The organism is Ottowia sp. (genome assembly GCF_035444425.1).
Classification (GTDB): domain Bacteria; phylum Pseudomonadota; class Gammaproteobacteria; order Burkholderiales; family Burkholderiaceae_C; genus Ottowia.
The window spans coordinates 1-17,328 of the sequence record NZ_DAOMOQ010000024.1; the positions used below are offsets into that span (position 1 = coordinate 1).

The 17,328-nt window shown below is 69.2% G+C and carries 17 protein-coding genes; 6 read left to right on the top strand and 11 right to left on the bottom strand.

The window, feature by feature from the left end; translation table 11 throughout:
- Window positions 1-128 precede the first annotated feature (128 nt).
- Window positions 129-488, top strand: a complete 360-nt coding sequence (locus PK606_RS10475; RefSeq protein WP_324563602.1) for a hypothetical protein — start codon at window positions 129-131, stop codon at window positions 486-488.
- Window positions 489-689: 201 nt separating this feature from the next.
- Here PK606_RS10475 and PK606_RS10480 read toward each other — a convergent pair whose 3' ends face one another.
- The 3 genes from PK606_RS10480 to PK606_RS10490 form a co-directional block, all read right to left on the bottom strand.
- The gene (locus PK606_RS10480; RefSeq protein WP_324563604.1) at window positions 690-1,049 is read right to left on the bottom strand and encodes a hexameric tyrosine-coordinated heme protein; all 360 of its coding nucleotides are present in this window, start codon (window positions 1,047-1,049) and stop codon (window positions 690-692) included.
- Between the two features lie 220 nt (window positions 1,050-1,269).
- Complete coding sequence (locus tag PK606_RS10485) at window positions 1,270-1,560, bottom strand: hypothetical protein (RefSeq protein WP_324563607.1); 291 nt, start codon at window positions 1,558-1,560, stop codon at window positions 1,270-1,272.
- 245 nt (window positions 1,561-1,805) lie between these two features.
- Window positions 1,806-2,285, bottom strand: coding sequence for a winged helix-turn-helix transcriptional regulator (locus tag PK606_RS10490; RefSeq protein ID WP_324563610.1), 480 nt, complete (start codon window positions 2,283-2,285; stop codon window positions 1,806-1,808).
- A 129-nt stretch (window positions 2,286-2,414) separates the two neighbouring features.
- Between PK606_RS10490 and PK606_RS10495 the strand changes: the two genes are divergently transcribed.
- Complete coding sequence (locus PK606_RS10495; protein WP_324563612.1) at window positions 2,415-3,740, top strand: D-amino acid dehydrogenase; 1,326 nt, start codon at window positions 2,415-2,417, stop codon at window positions 3,738-3,740.
- Window positions 3,741-3,863: 123 nt separating this feature from the next.
- Here PK606_RS10495 and PK606_RS10500 read toward each other — a convergent pair whose 3' ends face one another.
- From PK606_RS10500 to PK606_RS10515, 4 genes are all read right to left on the bottom strand, one after another.
- Window positions 3,864-4,658, bottom strand: coding sequence for an ABC transporter ATP-binding protein (locus PK606_RS10500; RefSeq protein ID WP_324563614.1), 795 nt, complete (start codon window positions 4,656-4,658; stop codon window positions 3,864-3,866).
- A gap of 14 nt (window positions 4,659-4,672) precedes the next feature.
- Window positions 4,673-5,566 (bottom strand): ABC transporter permease, encoded by an 894-nt coding sequence (locus PK606_RS10505; protein WP_324563616.1) that lies wholly within the window; start codon window positions 5,564-5,566, stop codon window positions 4,673-4,675.
- Between the two features lie 248 nt (window positions 5,567-5,814).
- Window positions 5,815-6,780: an ABC transporter substrate-binding protein gene (locus PK606_RS10510; RefSeq protein WP_324563618.1), complete on the bottom strand. Its 966-nt coding sequence runs from the start codon at window positions 6,778-6,780 to the stop codon at window positions 5,815-5,817.
- Between the two features lie 234 nt (window positions 6,781-7,014).
- Window positions 7,015-8,715, bottom strand: a complete 1,701-nt coding sequence (locus PK606_RS10515; RefSeq protein WP_324563621.1) for an electron transfer flavoprotein-ubiquinone oxidoreductase — start codon at window positions 8,713-8,715, stop codon at window positions 7,015-7,017.
- A 148-nt stretch (window positions 8,716-8,863) separates the two neighbouring features.
- Here PK606_RS10515 and PK606_RS10520 point away from each other — a divergent pair, with 148 nt between their 5' ends.
- The 3 genes from PK606_RS10520 to PK606_RS10530 all read left to right on the top strand — a co-directional run bounded on the left by PK606_RS10520 (window position 8,864) and on the right by PK606_RS10530 (window position 11,260).
- On the top strand, window positions 8,864-9,646 hold the full coding sequence (locus PK606_RS10520; RefSeq protein ID WP_324563623.1) for an SDR family oxidoreductase: 783 nt from the start codon (window positions 8,864-8,866) through the stop codon (window positions 9,644-9,646).
- Between the two features lie 238 nt (window positions 9,647-9,884).
- The gene (locus PK606_RS10525; protein ID WP_324563625.1) at window positions 9,885-10,802 is read left to right on the top strand and encodes a DMT family transporter; all 918 of its coding nucleotides are present in this window, start codon (window positions 9,885-9,887) and stop codon (window positions 10,800-10,802) included.
- A gap of 35 nt (window positions 10,803-10,837) precedes the next feature.
- Window positions 10,838-11,260 carry an acyl-CoA thioesterase gene (locus PK606_RS10530; RefSeq protein WP_324563627.1) on the top strand — a complete coding sequence of 141 codons (423 nt, stop codon included), beginning with the start codon at window positions 10,838-10,840 and terminating at the stop codon, window positions 11,258-11,260.
- A gap of 20 nt (window positions 11,261-11,280) precedes the next feature.
- Here PK606_RS10530 and PK606_RS10535 read toward each other — a convergent pair whose 3' ends face one another.
- Both PK606_RS10535 and lplT read right to left on the bottom strand, forming a co-directional pair.
- Window positions 11,281-12,336, bottom strand: coding sequence for a glycosyltransferase family 4 protein (locus tag PK606_RS10535; RefSeq protein ID WP_324563629.1), 1,056 nt, complete (start codon window positions 12,334-12,336; stop codon window positions 11,281-11,283).
- The gene (lplT, locus tag PK606_RS10540) at window positions 12,333-13,580 is read right to left on the bottom strand and encodes a lysophospholipid transporter LplT (protein WP_324563630.1); all 1,248 of its coding nucleotides are present in this window, start codon (window positions 13,578-13,580) and stop codon (window positions 12,333-12,335) included. The genes PK606_RS10535 and lplT overlap by 4 nt, the downstream gene beginning before the upstream one ends.
- Before the next feature lie 118 nt (window positions 13,581-13,698).
- Here lplT and PK606_RS10545 point away from each other — a divergent pair, with 118 nt between their 5' ends.
- Window positions 13,699-14,715 (top strand): asparaginase, encoded by a 1,017-nt coding sequence (locus PK606_RS10545; RefSeq protein ID WP_324563632.1) that lies wholly within the window; start codon window positions 13,699-13,701, stop codon window positions 14,713-14,715.
- Between the two features lie 82 nt (window positions 14,716-14,797).
- Here PK606_RS10545 and PK606_RS10550 read toward each other — a convergent pair whose 3' ends face one another.
- Together PK606_RS10550 and PK606_RS10555 are read right to left on the bottom strand one after the other, a co-directional pair.
- Window positions 14,798-16,201: a TAXI family TRAP transporter solute-binding subunit gene (locus PK606_RS10550; protein ID WP_324563634.1), complete on the bottom strand. Its 1,404-nt coding sequence runs from the start codon at window positions 16,199-16,201 to the stop codon at window positions 14,798-14,800.
- Window positions 16,198-17,283: a P1 family peptidase gene (locus tag PK606_RS10555; protein ID WP_324563636.1), complete on the bottom strand. Its 1,086-nt coding sequence runs from the start codon at window positions 17,281-17,283 to the stop codon at window positions 16,198-16,200. The genes PK606_RS10550 and PK606_RS10555 overlap by 4 nt, the downstream gene beginning before the upstream one ends.
- Window positions 17,284-17,328: the final 45 nt, after the last annotated feature.

The following is a 17,328-nucleotide window of genomic DNA, read 5'->3' on the forward strand; positions in this document are numbered from 1 at the left end:
TCGCTCGTTCTTCAAGCATCCAAGTGTCGCCTATATTACTGACTTATGAGTAAGCGTCACTTCATGACTGCGGCGCAGACTGCACTCACACAGCCGACGTCGGCCGTGGCAACCACTGGAGGCCCATCATGAAATCGACCGCACTCTTCGCTTCCGTCGTCCTGCTCGTCGCCAGCACCGCCGTGATGGCCAGCGAGCGCGATCACGACAAGGACCATGACCGTGAACGCAGTTCGCGGCCAAGCAGCACACAGATGTACACGGCCCCGGTGTCGCGCACCACCCCGGCGCTGCAACCCTCTCCCGCGTTGCACACCGGCACGGCCATGCGGCCCGTGTTCAACCAGGCGGGACCTGGCGACCAGGCGCATGGCTGGCGCTACTACTCCGACCCGGCGGCGGTTCGCGCCGTGGTGATCAGCCCGCAGGGTGACTACTACCTGAACAGCGGCGAAAGCCTGCGCAAGATGACGCGTACCGGTGCCTGATGCCGACAACCATCGGCGGACTTGGCCCGCGCCTTGCACAGTTCCGCACCAACCATCAAAAAAAGCCCGCACCAAGGCGGGCATTCCGGCGTCCACTCCGAAAAACTCATCTGCTGGCCTGCGCGGCGCGGTCGCAAACCCGAGGTCGCACCGTGCCGTCCTGCTGCTCGCGGCGTGCGGGTCGGTTTCGTCTTGCGCCGTCTACTTGCGCCAGTAGTTGTTCGCTGCAGCAACCGTCTGGAAGTGCGTCGCGATGACATGCGATACGGCGATCAGGCTATCCGGGTCATGCGAGTAGACCGGACGCAGCGCCTTGCGGACATCGACGTCCTTCTGCACCGTGCCCACACCCTTTTGCGAAAGCTTGACCGCCAGCGCGAAGCCCTCCTCGGGCGTGGCCGTGATCAGCGATGTCAGGCCAGCCGATGCGGTGGGCGTCGCCGGCTTGTCCTGCGCCACTGCCCCTGCAGCCATGCCGAAGGCGAACACGGCCGCGACCAGCGGTGCGGCAAGCCGATGGGTGAAGGGACGGATCGAGTTCGGTGTCGGGGTGAGGTGCATGGCGTCAGGCTCCTGAAGAAGATTCCTCGTATCGCTACTGCCGTAGCGGGTTGCCTAAGGAAGTCTAGGACCGATGCATTCCCCCTGCCAGCCGCGCGGAGACAGCGGCCATTCCTGCGAACGCGCCCAGCGAAGCTTGGGCAGAAGCCTCAAGAACGCGAACGGCCAGCGTGTGCTGGCCGTTCCTCGCCTGACAGGCGGCGGCTGGTGCCGCCTTGGATCAGCTGCGCTCGCCGATGCTCGGGCGCTCGCCATTGGCGAAGGCCTTGAGCGTGGCCTGGCGCACTTCGGCGCGGCTGACGGCCGAGTCGCTGGCGACGGCGACGACGCCCGACTGCTCGCCCGATGCGACCTGCTGGATCGACACCGGCGTACGCACGTTGCTGCTGGCGACGGTCGACACCTCGCCCAGGAACAGCGGACCCTCGCCGGCGGCCGGCGCCTGGGCGAAGACGTTGCCGGCCAGCAGCAGGGCCGCGGCGGAAGCGATGGTGGCGGTGAACTTGGTCATGGTGAAACTCCAAAAAAAGATGGGTGAATGAACTCGAACATTCGGCGTTGCGGCCGCTCCCGGGGTCGGCGGCTGGCTTGCAGCGCGTCCGATGCCTTGAATTCTGGGGTTCGGAGAGCATTGAAAAAACCACCTGGGAGTGAATGAATAATTTCCTGCTTGGAAACAATATGGCGACAGCAGCCCCTGCGCTGGCAGGTACGCCTGCCAGCGCCTTTGCTGAATGGAATCGACGCCAGCGGCGCCTAGTTCCCGGCCACCGGATCCACCGGCAGCAGCAGCGTCTCCTTGATTTCTTCCATCACCACGTAGCTGTTGCTCTGCGCTGGAACCGGCACCTTGCTCAGGATCTGGCCGAGCAGGTCGCGGTATTCGCGCATGGCGGACAGGCGCGCCTTGACCAGGTAGTCGAACGGACCCGAAATCAGGTGGCATTCGAGCACGCGCGGCTCGTGCTGCAGTTCGCGCCGCATCTTCTCGAACACGTCAGCCGACTTGGACGACAGCGTCAGCTCCACGAACACCAGCAGGCCGCGCCCCAGCGCCTCGGGGTTGACGCGGGCGTGGTAGCCCTGGATGACGCCGGCACGCTCCATGCGCCGCACGCGCTCGGTGCAGGGCGAGGTGGACAGGCTGACCCGCTCGGCCAGTTCGGTCATCGAGATGCGGCCGTCGCGTTGCAGTTCGTGGAGGATTTTGCGGTCGATCCGATCCAGGGAGTACATTTCACTTTTATTCAAACTAAATAAGGTGAATTATTACTGCTATTAAGTCTGATCGCAGGTTTTTCAGTGATTACTGACCTTCACAAGCCCCTAAACTGACCGTCATTGCCATGCTTGCGGGAGCCTCCCATGAAAGTGATCGTTCTTGGTGCTGGTGTGATCGGTGTCAGCACCGCCTACTACCTGGCGCGCGCAGGCGCCGACGTGACGGTGCTGGAGCGCCAGTCCGACGTGGCGCTGGAAACCAGCTTTGCCAACGCCGGCCAGGTCTCGCCCGGCTACTCCACGCCCTGGGCTGCGCCGGGGATTCCGCTCAAGGCGATGAAGTGGCTGCTGCAGCGCCACGCGCCGCTGGCAATCCGCCCTGACGGCACGCTGTTCCAGCTGCGCTGGATGGCCGCCATGCTGCGCAACTGCACCTCGACGCGCTACGCCGTCAACAAGGAGCGCATGACGCGCCTGGCCGAGTACAGCCGCGACTGCCTGCGCTCGCTGCGCCAGGACACTGGCATCGAATACGAGCAGCGCACGCTCGGCACGCTGCAGGTGTTCCGCACCGCGGCGCAGCTGGCGGCCGCCCGGCGCGACACCGCGGTGCTGGACGAATGCGGCGTGCCCTACCAGCTGCTGACCGAGGCGGATGCGCTGGCCGGGATCGAGCCCGCGCTCGCACATGCGCCTGGCCTCGTCGGTGGCCTGCACCTGCCGGGCGATGAGACCGGCGATTGCCAGCAGTTCACCACCCGGCTGGCCGAACTGGCACGCCAGTTCGGTGTCAAGTTCCGCTTCGACACCGAGATCGCCGAACTGCAACGGCACAAGCAGCAGATCAGCGGCGTGCGCCTGGCCGACCAGGACGGCGAAGCGGGCGAACTGCTGACCGCCGACCGCTACGTGCTGGCGCTGGGCAGCTACTCGCGCGCCCTGCTCGGCGCGCTGGACCTGGAGTTGCCGGTCTACCCGGTCAAGGGCTATTCACTCACGGTGCCGCTGCGCGACGAGGCGCGCGCGCCGCGCTCGACCGTGATGGACGAGACCTACAAGGTGGCGATCACGCGCTTCGACCAGCGCATCCGCGTCGGCGGCATGGCCGAGCTGGGCGGGTTCGATCTGCGCCTGAACCCGCGCCGCCGCGCCACGCTGGAGCTGGTCACGCGCGGCCTGTTCGACGGCGGCGGCGACCTGGCCGCGGCCGAGTTCTGGACCGGCCTGCGCCCGATGACACCCGACAGCACGCCGATCGTCGGCGCCACGCCCTACGCCAACCTGCTGCTCAACACCGGCCACGGCACCCTGGGCTGGACCATGGCGGCGGGCTCGGGCAAGCTAGTGGCCGACCTGGCGCTGGGCCGCAGGCCCGACATCTCGACGGAAGGACTGGGCCTCGGTCGTTACTCGAAGACCGGTCAGCGGTGGTCCGGCGCGCCGCGGCCGCAGCCCGCAGGCTCGCTCTAAGCTACCTGGCACCGGTGCGGACCTGCCGCAACGGCAGGCCGCTCAGGGCCTCATCACGCCACAGGCGCCACGGGCGCCACGGGCGCGGCGCATCATCACCGCCGTACCGGGCGTTGGCGCGCCTCAGCCCAGCAGCAAAGCGTCGTCCGCCAGTTCCTCGCCGCGCACCTTGGCGAACATGCGCAGCAGGTCGGGCACATCCATGCGCGCGCGCTCCTCGCCCTCGACGTCCAGCACCACCTGGCCCTGGTGCAGCATCACGGTCCTGGTGCCCACGTCCAGCGCCTGCCGCATGCTGTGCGTGACCATCATGGTGGTGAGCTGGTTTTCCTCGACGATGCGGCAGGTCAGGCGCAGCACGAAGTCGGCGGTGCGCGGATCGAGCGCAGCGGTGTGCTCGTCCAGCAGCAGGATGCGCGAGGGCTGCAGCGACGCCATCAGCAGGCTGACGGCCTGGCGCTGGCCGCCCGAAAGCAGGCCGATGCGGTCGGTCAGGCGGTTTTCCAGCCCCAGGCCCAGCGTCGCCAGGCGCTCGCGGAACATGGCGCGCTCGGCGCTCTTGACCGCGCCGCGCAGGCCGCGGCGCGTGCCGCGCTGCTGCGCCAGCGCCATGTTCTCCTCGATCGTCAGGTCCTCGCAGGTGCCCGCCATCGGGTCCTGGAACACGCGCGCCACGCGCTGCGCGCGTGCCCATACCGGCTCGCGCGTGACGTCCAGGTCGTCGATCAGGATGCGGCCCGAGTCGACGCTCAGGTTGCCCGAGATCGCGTTCAGGAAAGTCGACTTGCCGGCGCCGTTGGAGCCGATCACGGTGACGAACTGCCCGGCCGGGATGTCCAGCGACATGCCGCACAGTGCGCGCGTCTCGATCGGCGTGCCGGGGTTGAAGGTGATGTGCAGGTCCTGCGCGCTCAGCATGGCGTGCCCTCCGTTCACAGGCTGCGCGGCGCTTCGGCCGTCTTGCGCTTGAGCTGCGGAATGATCAGCGCGATCGTCACCAGCACCGCCGTCACCAGGTTGAGGTCCTGCGCCTTCAGGCCGATGAAGTCGCTGTTCAGCGCCATGGCGATGAAGAAGCGGTAGACGATCGCGCCCACGATGGCCCCTAGCGTGGCCAGCACGATGCGGCGCGAGAAGATGATGCTCTCGCCCACGATCACCGCCGCCAGGCCGATCACGATGGTGCCGATGCCCATGGAGATGTCGGCGCCGCCTTGGGTCTGCGCGAACAGGGCGCCGGCCAGGCCCACCAGCGCGTTGGAGAACGCCATGCCCAGCAGCACCATGGCGCCGGTGTTGATACCCTGCGCGCGCGCCATGCGCGTGTTGGAACCGGTGGCGCGGATCGCCAGGCCACGCTCGGTGGAGAAGAACCAGTCGGTGATGAACTTGCAGCCGACCACGATCAGCAGCAGCAGCGCCGGGCGCCACCAGAAGTCGTCCATGCCGGCCGGCTGCAGTTGGTTGAAGACCGTGGGGTCGTTGATGAGCGGGATGTTAGGCCCGCCCATGATGCGCAGGTTGACCGAGAACAGCGCGATCATCATCAGGATCGACGCCAGCAGGTCCATGATCTTCAGCCGCACGTTCAGCCAGCCGGTGATCAGGCCGGCAACGGCGCCGGCCAGCGTGCCGGCGATGGTGGCCGTGTAGGGATCAAAGCCCTTGCTGATCATCACCGCGCACACCGCGCCGCCGAGCGGGAAGCTGCCGTCCACCGTCAGGTCGGGAAAGCGCAGCAGGCGAAACGAGATGAAGACGCCGAGCGAGACCAGGGCGAAGATCAGGCCGATCTCGACGGCGCCAAGCAGCGAAAACAGGGACATGGTCTCAAAGGCCGTGAACGAATGAAGCGCGCCCGGACCGGGCTGTCAGAGCGCGTCCGACCGGAACGCCGGCCTCGACTGCAGCCCGGGTGGCGGCGCGGGTCGACCGGCGCGCGCAAGAGCGCATGGTGGTCCGGGCGGAAGCAGGGTATTTTTTCACAGGCGACTCAGGCCCGACAAAAAGGCCGGAGCCATGACCTCATGGCTCCGGCAGGTGCGAAACTGCGGCTCGTCCAAGCCGCCGCGCGTTACTTGATCACCTGGGCTGCCGACTTCACCAGTTCGTCGGAGAGCTTGACGCCCTGCTTCTCGGCCGCGCCGGGGTTGACGAACAGCTCCAGCTTGGTGCTGGTCTCGGGCTTGATGTCGCCGGGCTTCTCGCCCTTCAGGATGCGCACCACCATGCGGCCGGTCTGCTCGCCCAGGTCGCGGTAGTTGATGCCCAGCGCGGCAATGCCGCCGCGCTTGACGCTGTCGGTGTCCGAGGCCACCAGCGGCAGCTTGGCTTCCTGGCCGACCTTCACCAGCGCCTCGTAGGCCGACACCACGTTGTTGTCGGTGTTGGTGTAGATGACGTCGGCCTTGCCGATCAGGCTGCGCGCCGCGCTGCCGACGTCGACCGAGCGCGGCGCCGAGGCCTCGACCAGGCTCATGCCGTGCTTGGGCAGCAACTCCTTGAGCTGGTTCACCACCACCACCGAGTTGGCCTCGCCCGGGTTGTAGACCATGCCCACGCGCTTGGCGCCCGGCACCACGCGCTTGATCAGGTCGATCTGCTTGTCCAGCGCCAACAGGTCGGACACGCCGGTGACGTTGGTACCCGAGGCATCCCAGTTGGCCACCAGCTTGGCCGCCACCGGATCGGTCACGGCGGAGAACACCACCGGCACGTTCTTGGTCGCAGCCACCACGGCCTGGGCCGACGGCGTGGCGATGGCGACGATCGCATCCGGCTTGTCACCGACGAACTTGCGCGCGATCTGCGCCGCCGTACCGGTGTTGCCCTGCGCGCTCTGGTACTGCCACTTGAGGTTCTTGCCGGCCTCGTAGCCGGCCTCCTTCAGCGCCGCCTGCACGCCATCGCGCACGGCGTCCAGCGCCGGGTGCTCGACGATCGCCGTCACCGCGACCGATTTGTCTTGCGCGCTCGCCGGTGCGATGGCGGCCATGGCCAGCGCCAGGGCGCCCAGGGTCATCCAAGGCAGCTTCTTCATTGCGATCTCCCGTTGTCTTGAGGGTTTCATGGTTGGCTGGATTCCGGACCACCGTCATCCCAGCCGCATCCGGTCGAGTGTACGCCCCCACCTGGCGCAGGGGACTGCATGTTTTCCCCCGGTCTGCCGGCGGCTGCGCGTCATGCGTCACGCAGCCACTGGCGCCGCGCGAGCCCCGGACCGATCGGGATCGATGCGACGGTGCCCGCGCGCATGCGCCGGCCCATCGCCGCCTCACATGCCGGAATAGTTCGGCCCGCCGCCGCCCTCCGGCGTGACCCAGACGATGTTCTGCGTCGGGTCCTTGATGTCGCAGGTCTTGCAGTGCACGCAGTTGGCGGCGTTGATCTGCAGGCGCTGGGCGTTGCCGCCCTTGGCCTCGTCGGGCACGAACTCGTACACGCCGGCCGGACAGTAGCGGCTCTCCGGTCCAGCAAACTTGGCCAGGTTGATGTCGACCGGCACGCTGGCGTCCTTCAGCGTCAGGTGCGCCGGCTGGTCCTCTTCGTGGCTGGTGTTGCTGATGAACACGCTCGACAGTCGGTCGAAGGTCAGCTTGCCATCCGGTTTGGGGTAGGCGATCGGCTGGCATTCGGACGCGGGCTTCAGCTGCACGTGATCGGGCTGCTGGCGGTGCAGCGTCCACGGCATGTGGCCGCGCAGCACGTACTGCTCGAAGCCGTTCATCACGGTGCCGACCGACAGGCCGCGCTTGAACCAGTTCTTGAAGTTGCGGTCCTTGTTCAGCTCGGACGCCAGCCAGCTGCGCTCGAAGGCCTCCGGGTAGGCGGCCAGTTCATCGTGCTGGCGCCCCGCCACCACCGCCTCGTAGGCGGCCTCGGCGGCCAGCATGCCGGTCTTGAGCGCGGCGTGGCTGCCCTTGATGCGGCCGACGTTCAGGTAGCCGGCGTCGCAGCCGACCAGCGCGCCGCCCGGGAAGATGGTCCGGGGCAGCGCCAGCACGCCGCCGGCGGTGATGGCGCGCGCGCCGTAGGACAGGCGCTTGGCGTTGACGTTGCCGTTGTCGTCGGTGAAGTACCACTTGATGCGCGGATGCGTCTTCCAGCGCTGGAACTCCTCGAACGGGCTCATGAAGGGGTTCTTGTAGTTGAGCCCGATCACGAAACCGCAGTGCACGATGTTGTTCTCGGCGTGGTAGAGGAAGGCGCCGCCGTAGGTGTGCTCGTCCATCGGCCAGCCGGCCGTGTGCATGACGAAGCCGGGTGTGTGGCGGCTGGGGTCGATCTCCCACAGCTCCTTGACGCCGATGGCGTAGCTCTGCGGGTCGCTGTTCGCATCCAGCTTGAAGCGCGCGATGAGCTGCTTGCCCAGGTGGCCGCGCGAGCCCTCAGCAAAGATGGTGTACTTGCCGTGCAGTTCCATGCCGAGCTGGAAGTTCTCGGTCGGTTCGCCGTTCTTGCCGATGCCCATGTTGCCGGTGGCCACGCCCTTGACGCTGCCGTCCTCGTTGTAGAGCACTTCGGCGGCCGCGAAGCCGGGGAAGATCTCCACGCCCAGCTCTTCGGCCTGCTCGGCCAGCCAGCGCACCACGTTGCCGAGGCTGACGATGTAGTTGCCGTGGTTCTGCGCGAACGGCGGCAGGAACAGCCCCGGGACACGCACGCCGCCGGTCTCGCTCAGGAACACGTAGGCGTCATCGGTGACGGGCTGGTTCAGGGGCGCGCCCTTGGCCTTCCAGTCGGGGATCAGCTCGGTCAGCGCCTTGGGGTCCATCACGGCGCCCGAGAGGATGTGCGCGCCCGGCTCGGAGCCCTTTTCGAGCACCACCACCGACACGTCCTGGCCCTTCTCGGCGGCCAGCTGCTTGAGGCGGATCGCCGCCGACAGGCCGGCCGGCCCGGCGCCGACGATCACCACGTCGTACTCCATGGCTTCTCGCGGGCCGTACTGCTGGATGATTTCCTCGGGGGTCATGGGCTACCTCTCGTCGCGTTTGAAATAATCGGGGGCATTGTCCCGGCCACGGCGGCCGGCGGCCTGTCGGCTACGTGACTGATTCTATGCACGCATCGCGCATGATCCAGGCCCATTGGCCAACCAGCCCATTCCAGAGGAAACCAGCATGAGCTACAGCATCGATTTGTCCGGCCGCGTGGCCTTCGTCACCGGCGCCTCCGGCGGCCTGGGCGCACAGTTCGCCCGCACCCTGGCCGCGGCCGGCGCCGGCGTGGTGCTGGCCAGCCGCCGGCTGGAGAAGCTCAAGGACCTGCGCGCACGCATCGAGGGCGACGGTGGCGACGCCCACGTGGTCGAGTGCGACGTCACCGACCTGCAGTCGATCAAGTCCGCGGTGGCGCACGCCGAGACCGAGATGGGCTCGATCGACATCCTGGTCAACAACTCGGGCGTCTCGACCACCCAGCGCATCCAGGACGTGGGCGAAGAGGACTACGACTTCATGTTCGACACCAACGTGCGCGGCGCCTTCTTCGTTGCGCAGGAGGTGGGCAAGCGCATGATCGCGCGCGCCAAGGGCGCGGCGCCGGGCAGCTTCACCGGCGGGCGCATCATCAACATCGCCAGCATGGCCGGACTGAAGGTGCTGCCGCAGATCGGCGTCTACTGCATGAGCAAGGCGGCGGTGATCCATATGACCAAGGCCATGGCGCTGGAGTGGGGCCGCTTCGGCATCAACGTCAACGCCATCTGCCCGGGCTACATCGACACCGAGATCAACCACCACCACTGGCAGACCGAACAGGGCCAGAAGCTCGTCAACATGATGCCGCGCAAGCGCATCGGCGCGCCGAAGGATCTGGACGTGGTGCTGATGATGCTGGCCAGCGACCAGAGCCATTTCGTCAACGGGGCGGTGATCGCGGCCGACGACGGCTTTGCCTTGTGATGTGAGACACCCCCCTGAGTCGCCTGCGGCGCCTTCCCCCCTCTCCTGCGGGAGGGGGGACAACGCCAGTCGCCGGCGCAGGTCCGGTGACGGCGTTCGCTCGCATGGCCTGCTCCGCGGCCTTTGGTTTCCGTGCGGCATCTGACCGCCGGCTGTCGGCAGCGGGCGCTGGTGTTGAGCTTCACCGTCGCCGCTCTCGTCCGCGAACTCAACTGACAGCGTTGACGAATACCGATCCATGCTGACCGGCATCCTGGCCGGCCTCGCCGCCGGCGCGCTGTGGGGCCTGGTGTTCGTGGCGCCGCGCATGGTCGGCGGCTTTGCCAGCATCGACCTGACGGCCGGGCGCTTCGTGGTCTACGGGCTGGTCTCGGTGGCGGTGCTGGCGGTGTCGCTGCGGCGCGCGCGCCGGCCGACGCTGGCGCAGGCCTGGGGCTCGCTGTGGCTGAGCGTGCTCGGCTTCACCGGCTACTACTGGATCCTGGTGCTGGCCATCCGCGACGCCGGCACCGAGATGCCGGCGCTGATCGTCGGCACCATCCCGATCTGGGTGATGCTGCTGGGCAAGCCGCATGGCCTGCGCTGGCGGGCGCTGCTGCCCGGCCTGGCGCTGACCGCACTGGGGCTGGTGCTGATGTCGAACGCGGCGCTGTCGGCCACCGCGTCGACGCCGGCCGGCGGGGCCGCGATCACGGCCACCGGCACCTACTGGCGCGGTATCGGTCTGGCGCTGGTCGCGATGGCCTGCTGGACCGCCTTCACCCTGCTCAACGCTGCCTGGCTGCACCGCCACCCCGAGGTCGGCGCCACCGACTGGGCCAACTGGCTCGGCGTGGCCACTGGCGTGGGCGGCCTGCTGCTGGCGCTGACGCTGGGCACGCCGCTGCCGCGCCTCATGGCGCAGCCGGGCTGGCCGCTGTTCGCGCTGGTCGCGGTGGCGATCGGCTTCGGCTCGAGCTGGCTCGCCACCATCCTGTGGAACCTGGCCAGCCGGCGCCTGCCGGCCAGCCTGTGCGGGCAGCTGATCGTCAGCGAGACACTGTTCGCCCTGCTCTACTCCTTCCTGTGGGACGGCCGCTGGCCCACGCTGGCGCAATGGCTGGCGGCGCTGCTGTTCACCGCCGGTATCCTTGCGTCCATCCGGGCGCACCGCTGAGCACAGCGCCCCCGACACACGACACGAGGACCTCCATGCGCATCGACATCCCCGAACAGAAGAAGCTGGTCTACGAGATGACCATCCCGATCCGCTGGGGCGACATGGACGCCATGGGCCACATCAACAACACGGTCTACTTCCGCTACATGGAAACCGCGCGCATCGACTGGCTGCACAGCATCGGCTGCCAGCCCGACGCGCAGGGCGAGGGCGTGGTGATCGTCAACGCCTTCTGCAACTTTATCCGCCAGTTCGAGTACCCGGGCGAGGTCCTGATCAGGACCTATGTCAGCAACGCCGGCCGAACCTCGTTCGACAGCTGGTGCACGATGGAGCGCACCGACCAGCCTGGCGTGGTCTATGCCAGCGGCGGCGCCACCACGGTGTGGGTGGATTTCCCGAAGCAGAAGTCGGCGCCGCTGCCCGACTGGCTGCGCAAAGTGGTCGCCAACTGAACGCCAGGCAGACCGTCTCGCTACGAATTTTGCAGTGACTCGCGCGGTACGCCGCCTTCCGTCACGCCGCTGGCACGCGGGATGCGCACCAGCGCCTGCTCGAACTGCCGCGTCGCCGTCGGCCAGTTGAACTGCTCGGCGTGCGGGCGCACGCCCTCGCGCGGCTTGTCCAGCGCCGCCAGGCAGGCGGCGCGCAGGTCCGTGTCGATGACACCGCCGGGCGAATCACGCCCCACCACATCGATCGGTCCCGGCACCGGGTAGGCCGCCACCGGCGTGCCGCAGGCCATCGATTCGACCATCACCAGGCCAAAGGTGTCGGTCACGCTGGGGAACACCATCACGTCGGCGCTGCGGTAGACCGTGGCCAGATCCTCGCCGCTCAGCACGCCGAACCAGCGCGCCTCGGGGTACTGCGACTTCAGCCTGCTTTCCGCGGGGCCGGTGCCGGCCACCCACTTCTCGCCCGGCAGTTCGAGCTCAAGGAACTTGTGCACTTGCTTTTCCACTGCCAGCCGGCCGACGTAGAGGAACACCGGCGAGCGCATGCGCTCCAGCTTCGGCCCCGCGGGCGAGAACGCCTCCAGGTTGACGCCGCGCGACCACAGCCGCGCCTCCACAAAGCCGCGCCCCCGCAGGTCGTCGACGATGGCCGGCGTCGGCGCCAGCGTGGCGCGACCGGCGTTGTGGAACTTGCGCAGCAGCGCGTAGCTCCAGCCCAGCGGCACCCGCACGCGCGCGTGCACGTACTCGGGGAAGCGGCTGTGGTACGCCGTGGTGAACGGCCAGCCGCGCTGGATCGCCACCGCGCGCGCGGCCCAGCCCAGCGGCCCCTCGGTGGCGATGTGCAGGCAGTCGGGCGCCACCCGGTCGATGTGCCGCGCCACCGCGGTGCGCGTGGCCAGCGCCAGCGAGATCTCGGGATAGGTCGGGCACGGCATGGATCTGAAGTCGAGCGGCGACAGGATGTGCGTATCGTGGCCCATTTCCTGCAGGTGGCGCGTGGTCATCTTCAGCGTGCGCACGACGCCATTGACCTGCGGCTCCCAGGCGTCGGTGACGATCATGATCCTCATGGTTGCTTCTCTTTCAATAGCACAAGATTTTGTGGCGACCTGCGGTATCGCCGCATCACCAGCGCCACACCGACGGCGGTGAAGCCGCCCAGCGTGAACACCAGCGCCACCAGTGGCCAGCCCGCCGCCTGCAGCGCGGCATAGGCGCCGAGCATCAGCAGCACGCACAGGTTCTCGTTGAAGTTCTGCACCGCGATCGATTCGCCGGTACCCAGCAGCTGCTGGCCGCGGTGCTGCAGCAGCGCGTTCATCGGCACCACGAAGAAGCCCGCCAGCGCACCCACCGTGGCCAGCAGGGGCGCGGCCACGCCGACGCCGTGCACCAGGGTCAGGAGCGGCACGGCCAGGCCCATCAGCACGCCCAGCGGCAGCACCTGCGGCGCCTGCTGCAGGGCCACCCAGCGCCCCGCCATCAGCGCCCCGATGCCGATGCCGACCGCCACCAGTCCCTGCAGGTAGGCCGCGCCCGACAGCGAGAACCCCAGGTTCTGCTGTGCCCAGGCCAGCACCACAAACTGCAGCGTGGCACCGGCGCCCCAGAACAGCGTGGTCACGCCCAGCGACACGCCGCCCAGGGTGTCCTGCCACAGCGTGCGCTGCGCCTGGCCGAAGCGCAGCAGCAGCGCGCGCAGGCTGGGCTGGATCGCGTGCGCGCGCACCCCGCTGGCCGGGATCAGCAGGTTCAGCGCGCCGGCCAGCACGTACAGCACCAGCACCACCAGGATCGCCGCGCCGAGCGCGGTATCGACCGGCAACTGCCGGCCCAACTGCCGCGCGGCGTCCAGTTGCAGCAGCGGTCCCACCAGCACGCCACCCAGCGCCGTGCCCAGGATGATCGCGCCCACCGTGGTCACCTCCAGCCAGCCATTGGCCTGCACCAGCTGTGCCGGTGGCGACAGCTCGGTCACCAGCCCGTACTTGGCCGGCGAATACACCGCCGCCCCGACGCCTGCCAGCGCGAAGGCCAGCAGCGGATCCAGCGCCAGCGCCATCAGCGCGCAACCCAAGCCCTTGACTCCGTTCGCCCCCAGCATCACCCACGCCTTCGGCCAGCGGTCGGCCAGCGCGCCCACCACCGGCGCCAGCAGCACGTAGGCCAGCGTGAACACCGCCTTCAGCAGCGGCGCCAGCCAGGCGCTCTGGCCCAGCTCGCTCAGCCGCGCGATGGCGATGATGAGCAGCGCGTTGTCGGCCAGCCCCGACACGAACTGTGCCGCGATCAGGTAGCCGATGCCGGGGGTCATCGCGCGGTGCAGCGGGCGCCGGGGTGCATGTGACGATTGCACTGCACGCGTGTGGCGGCTTCATGACACGCCGGCGGGGCACGGCGGCGGCACCGGGGCTTGACCGACAATGCCGCGCATGGCGACTCCGACGAATTCCTCCCAGCCACGCATCGCCCTGGTCGGCACCGGCGGCACCATTGCCGGCGCCGGCAGGCCGTCGGACGCCGGCGCCTCGGCCGCCTACCAGTCGGCGGTGGTGTCGACCTCGGACCTGCTGGCTGGCGTGCCCGGTCTGGCGGCACTGGCACGGCTGCAGGCCGAGCAGCTGTTCCAGATCGACTCGGCCGACTTCACCGACACGCGGCTGCTGCAACTGGCGCGCCGCGTGGCCGAACTGTGCGCACGCGATGACGTCGACGGCGTGGTCGTAGCGCACGGCACCGACACCATGGAGGAGTCGGCCTACTTCCTGCACCTGACCGTGAGGAGCGGCAAACCCATCGTCCTGACAGGCTCGATGCGCCCCGGCACCGCGCTGGCCGCCGACGGGCCGGCCAACCTGCTGCACGCGGTGGCGGTGGCGGCGCACCCGTCATCGAGCGGGCGCGGCGTGCTGGTGGTGATGAACGAGCAGATCCACAGCGCACGCGATGTCGCCAAGGTGCACAGCATGCGGCTCGACGCCTTCGCCTCGCCGCACGGTGCGCTCGGCCTGGTGGTGGAAGGCGCGCCGCGCTGGTACCGCGCCCTCACGCGGCCGCACACCATGCAGAGCGAGTTCGACATCGGCGCCATCGACGCCCTGCCCCTGGTCGGCGTCGTCAGCAGCCACGGCAACATGCGGCGGGAGAGCTACGACGCCTGGGTGGCCGTCGGCGCGCGCGCCATCGTGCACGCGGGTTTCGGCGGCGGCACCGTACCCGAATACCTGAAACCCGTGTTCAGGGAACTCTGCGCGCGCGGCACCCACATCGTGCGCTGCTCGCGCGTCGGCGCCGGGCCAGTGATCCGCAACGCCAGCTTCGACGACGACGCCTGCGGCAGCGTGGTGGCCGACGACCAGAACCCGCCGCGCGCGCGCCTGCTGGCGGCGCTGGCGCTGACGCTCACGCAGGAGGCCGCCGGCCTGCAGGCGGTGTTCGACCGCTATTGAGAGCGCGCCGGATCGCGGCTAGCACCGCGCCTACGCCCCGGGGGAGCAGCGAGAGCCGCGAACGGTCGCCCTGGAGAACGCCTCACGCCGCCCGCTTGGCCAGCAGCCGCTTGCGCACCGCGTGGATGTTGTTGCGTAGCGCGTACAACTCCTCCGCGTGCGCCAGCGGCACGGTGGTCTGGTTGGCCAGGCGATCCAGCTCGTCGAGTTCGTCCAGCAACGCGTTGCGCTCGCCCCGGCCCTCGTCCACCTTGGCCTCGATCTCGCGCAGCCGCGCATACCAGCGGAACACGCGCCGGCGCACGCGGAAGGTGTAGAGCGGCGGCACCACGCGCGACAGCGGCAGCAGCAGCACGATCAAACCGCCGATGACCAGCCACATGCGCTCCAGCAGGTTGCTGGCCCAGAACGGCAGGTAACGCTGCCAGAACGGCGGCGTGCCGTTGATGGCGCGGTCGCCCTCGGGGCTGACCGGCAGTTCGCTGGTCCGCGTGTTGGGGAAGTCGCGCGCGCGGTTGAACCAGCCGGCCTCGCTGTGCAGGCCCTGCGCCGCCTGCGCGAACAACTGGCGCAGCGCCGGGTGCGTGTCCTCGCGCGTCAGCAGCGAGGTGGTGGTCGACAGCAGGTCGACGTCCTGCGGCGGGATGTCGGCCGCCAGGTCGACCACGCCGCGCGGCAGCGTGATGGCCTGCAGGAACGGAAAGCGCCGCACGTAGGCGCCGGCCTGGGCCACGTCCATCAGCGCGATGCCGGGCGCGCGCAGCAACTGCCCCACCACCGGCGATTCGGGCGCCGTCACGAGCACCATGGCGTCGATCAGGCCGGCTTGCAGCGCCTCGGCGGCGGCCGGCGGCGCCAGCTGGCTCAGCACCAGCGTGTCCCCATCCAGCGCATTCGCTTGCAGCAGGCGCTGCAGCATCTCGGGCACGCCGCTGCCGGGCTGGTCGATGTTGACGCGCAGACCCTTGAGCTGCGGCAGTGTGACAAGCGGAACTGGCGGCGTGGGCTCAACGGCTGCGCGCGCACCTTTGGACGATGCGGCCCGCCTGGCCGTGTCCGCCGCCGGGGCCGGCAGCATGTCCTGGCGGTAGAACACCCAGATCGGCTCGTAGAACAGCGCGCCGAGCGAGGTGATGCCGGCCTCGCCATCGGCCACCGGATCGGCGCTGCCGCCGCGCACGAAGGCGACGTCGGCCCGGCCCTCGCGCAGCGCCTGCAGGTTGGCCAGCGAGCCATCGGAGGCTTGCTGCTGCACCTCGATGCCGCTGCGCGCCAGTGCCTGGGCATAGCGCCGGCCGAACTCGGCGTAGGCGCTGCCGGCCGGGCCGGTGGCCAGGCTCACGGTCCTGGGCGGCTGCGGATCCAGCCACCAGTACGCGGCCACCAGCACGCCGACGGCGATCAGCGCCACCGGGCCGGCCGACACCAGCATGTCGCGGATCGACAGCACGATCAGCTTCAGCGTGCGGCGCACCGAATCGATCATGGGGTCTTCCGGCGCCGGGTGGTCTTGGCCGCCGGCGGCGCGGCCGCGGCAGCCGCCAGGTCGGCCACCGCCGGCAGGCTCAGGCCGTCGGTGCTGAAGGCCCGCGCCGCGCGCACCGCATTGGCACAGGCGCGCGCCACCGCCTCGCCAGCCATGGTGCAGAGCACGTTGAAGTCGAGTGCGACCGACATGCCGGTCGATAGCGCGAACAAGGTGTCACCATCGCTCATGGTGTGCACCGGCCGGATCGCGCGCGCCAGTCCGTCGTGCCCGGCGCCGGCCAGGCGCTGGCACTGTGCCTTGGTCAGCGGCGCATCGGTGGCAACGATGCCAATGGTGGTGTTACCGCCAGCCAGCAGTGCCAGCGGCGGCTCGCCCGCCAGCGTGGCGGCCACGCTGCCGCGCAGGCTGAGGCCGTCCTCGCTGCGCGCGCCGGCGATCGGCTCGCCAGTGGCCGGATCGACCACGTCGCCGAGTGCGTTGACGGCGATCAGCGCACCGACCGTGACACCGCCCACCGTGACCGACGCCGTGCCGATGCCGCCCTTCATGGCGTAGGGCATGCCGAACAGCTTGCCGACGCTGGCCCCGGCACCGGCGCCGACGCTGCCCTGGGCTGGCATCGCCTCGGAAGCCGCGGCACAGGCCGCGTAGCCGGCGTCGGCGTCAGGGCGGATGCGCGCGTCGCCGACATGCAGGTCGAACAGCACCGCCGCCGGCACGATCGGCACCAGCTGGCCCGGCGCGCTGCCGAGGTAGAGGCCGACGCCCTCCTCCTCCAGCCAGCGCATCACGCCGCCGGCGGCATCCAGCCCCCAGGCGCTGCCGCCGGACAGCAGCACCGCGTGCACCACGCCGACCGCATTGGCCGGATCGAGCAGATCGGTCTCGCGCGTGCCGGGGGCGGCGCCGCGCACGTCGACGCCGCCCACCGCGCCCATGCGCGCCAGCACCACCGAGCAGCCGGTGGGACGGCGCGGGTCGGTGTGCTGGCCGACCTCGATGCCGCGCACCTGGGTGATGCCGCCGGGATACAGCGGCAATGCAGACGGACGGGCTGGTGCGGTGGCTTGGCGTGGCATGGGATCAAGGCGTGGTGAAGCTGGGGCGATGTTAGCGTGCCGGCC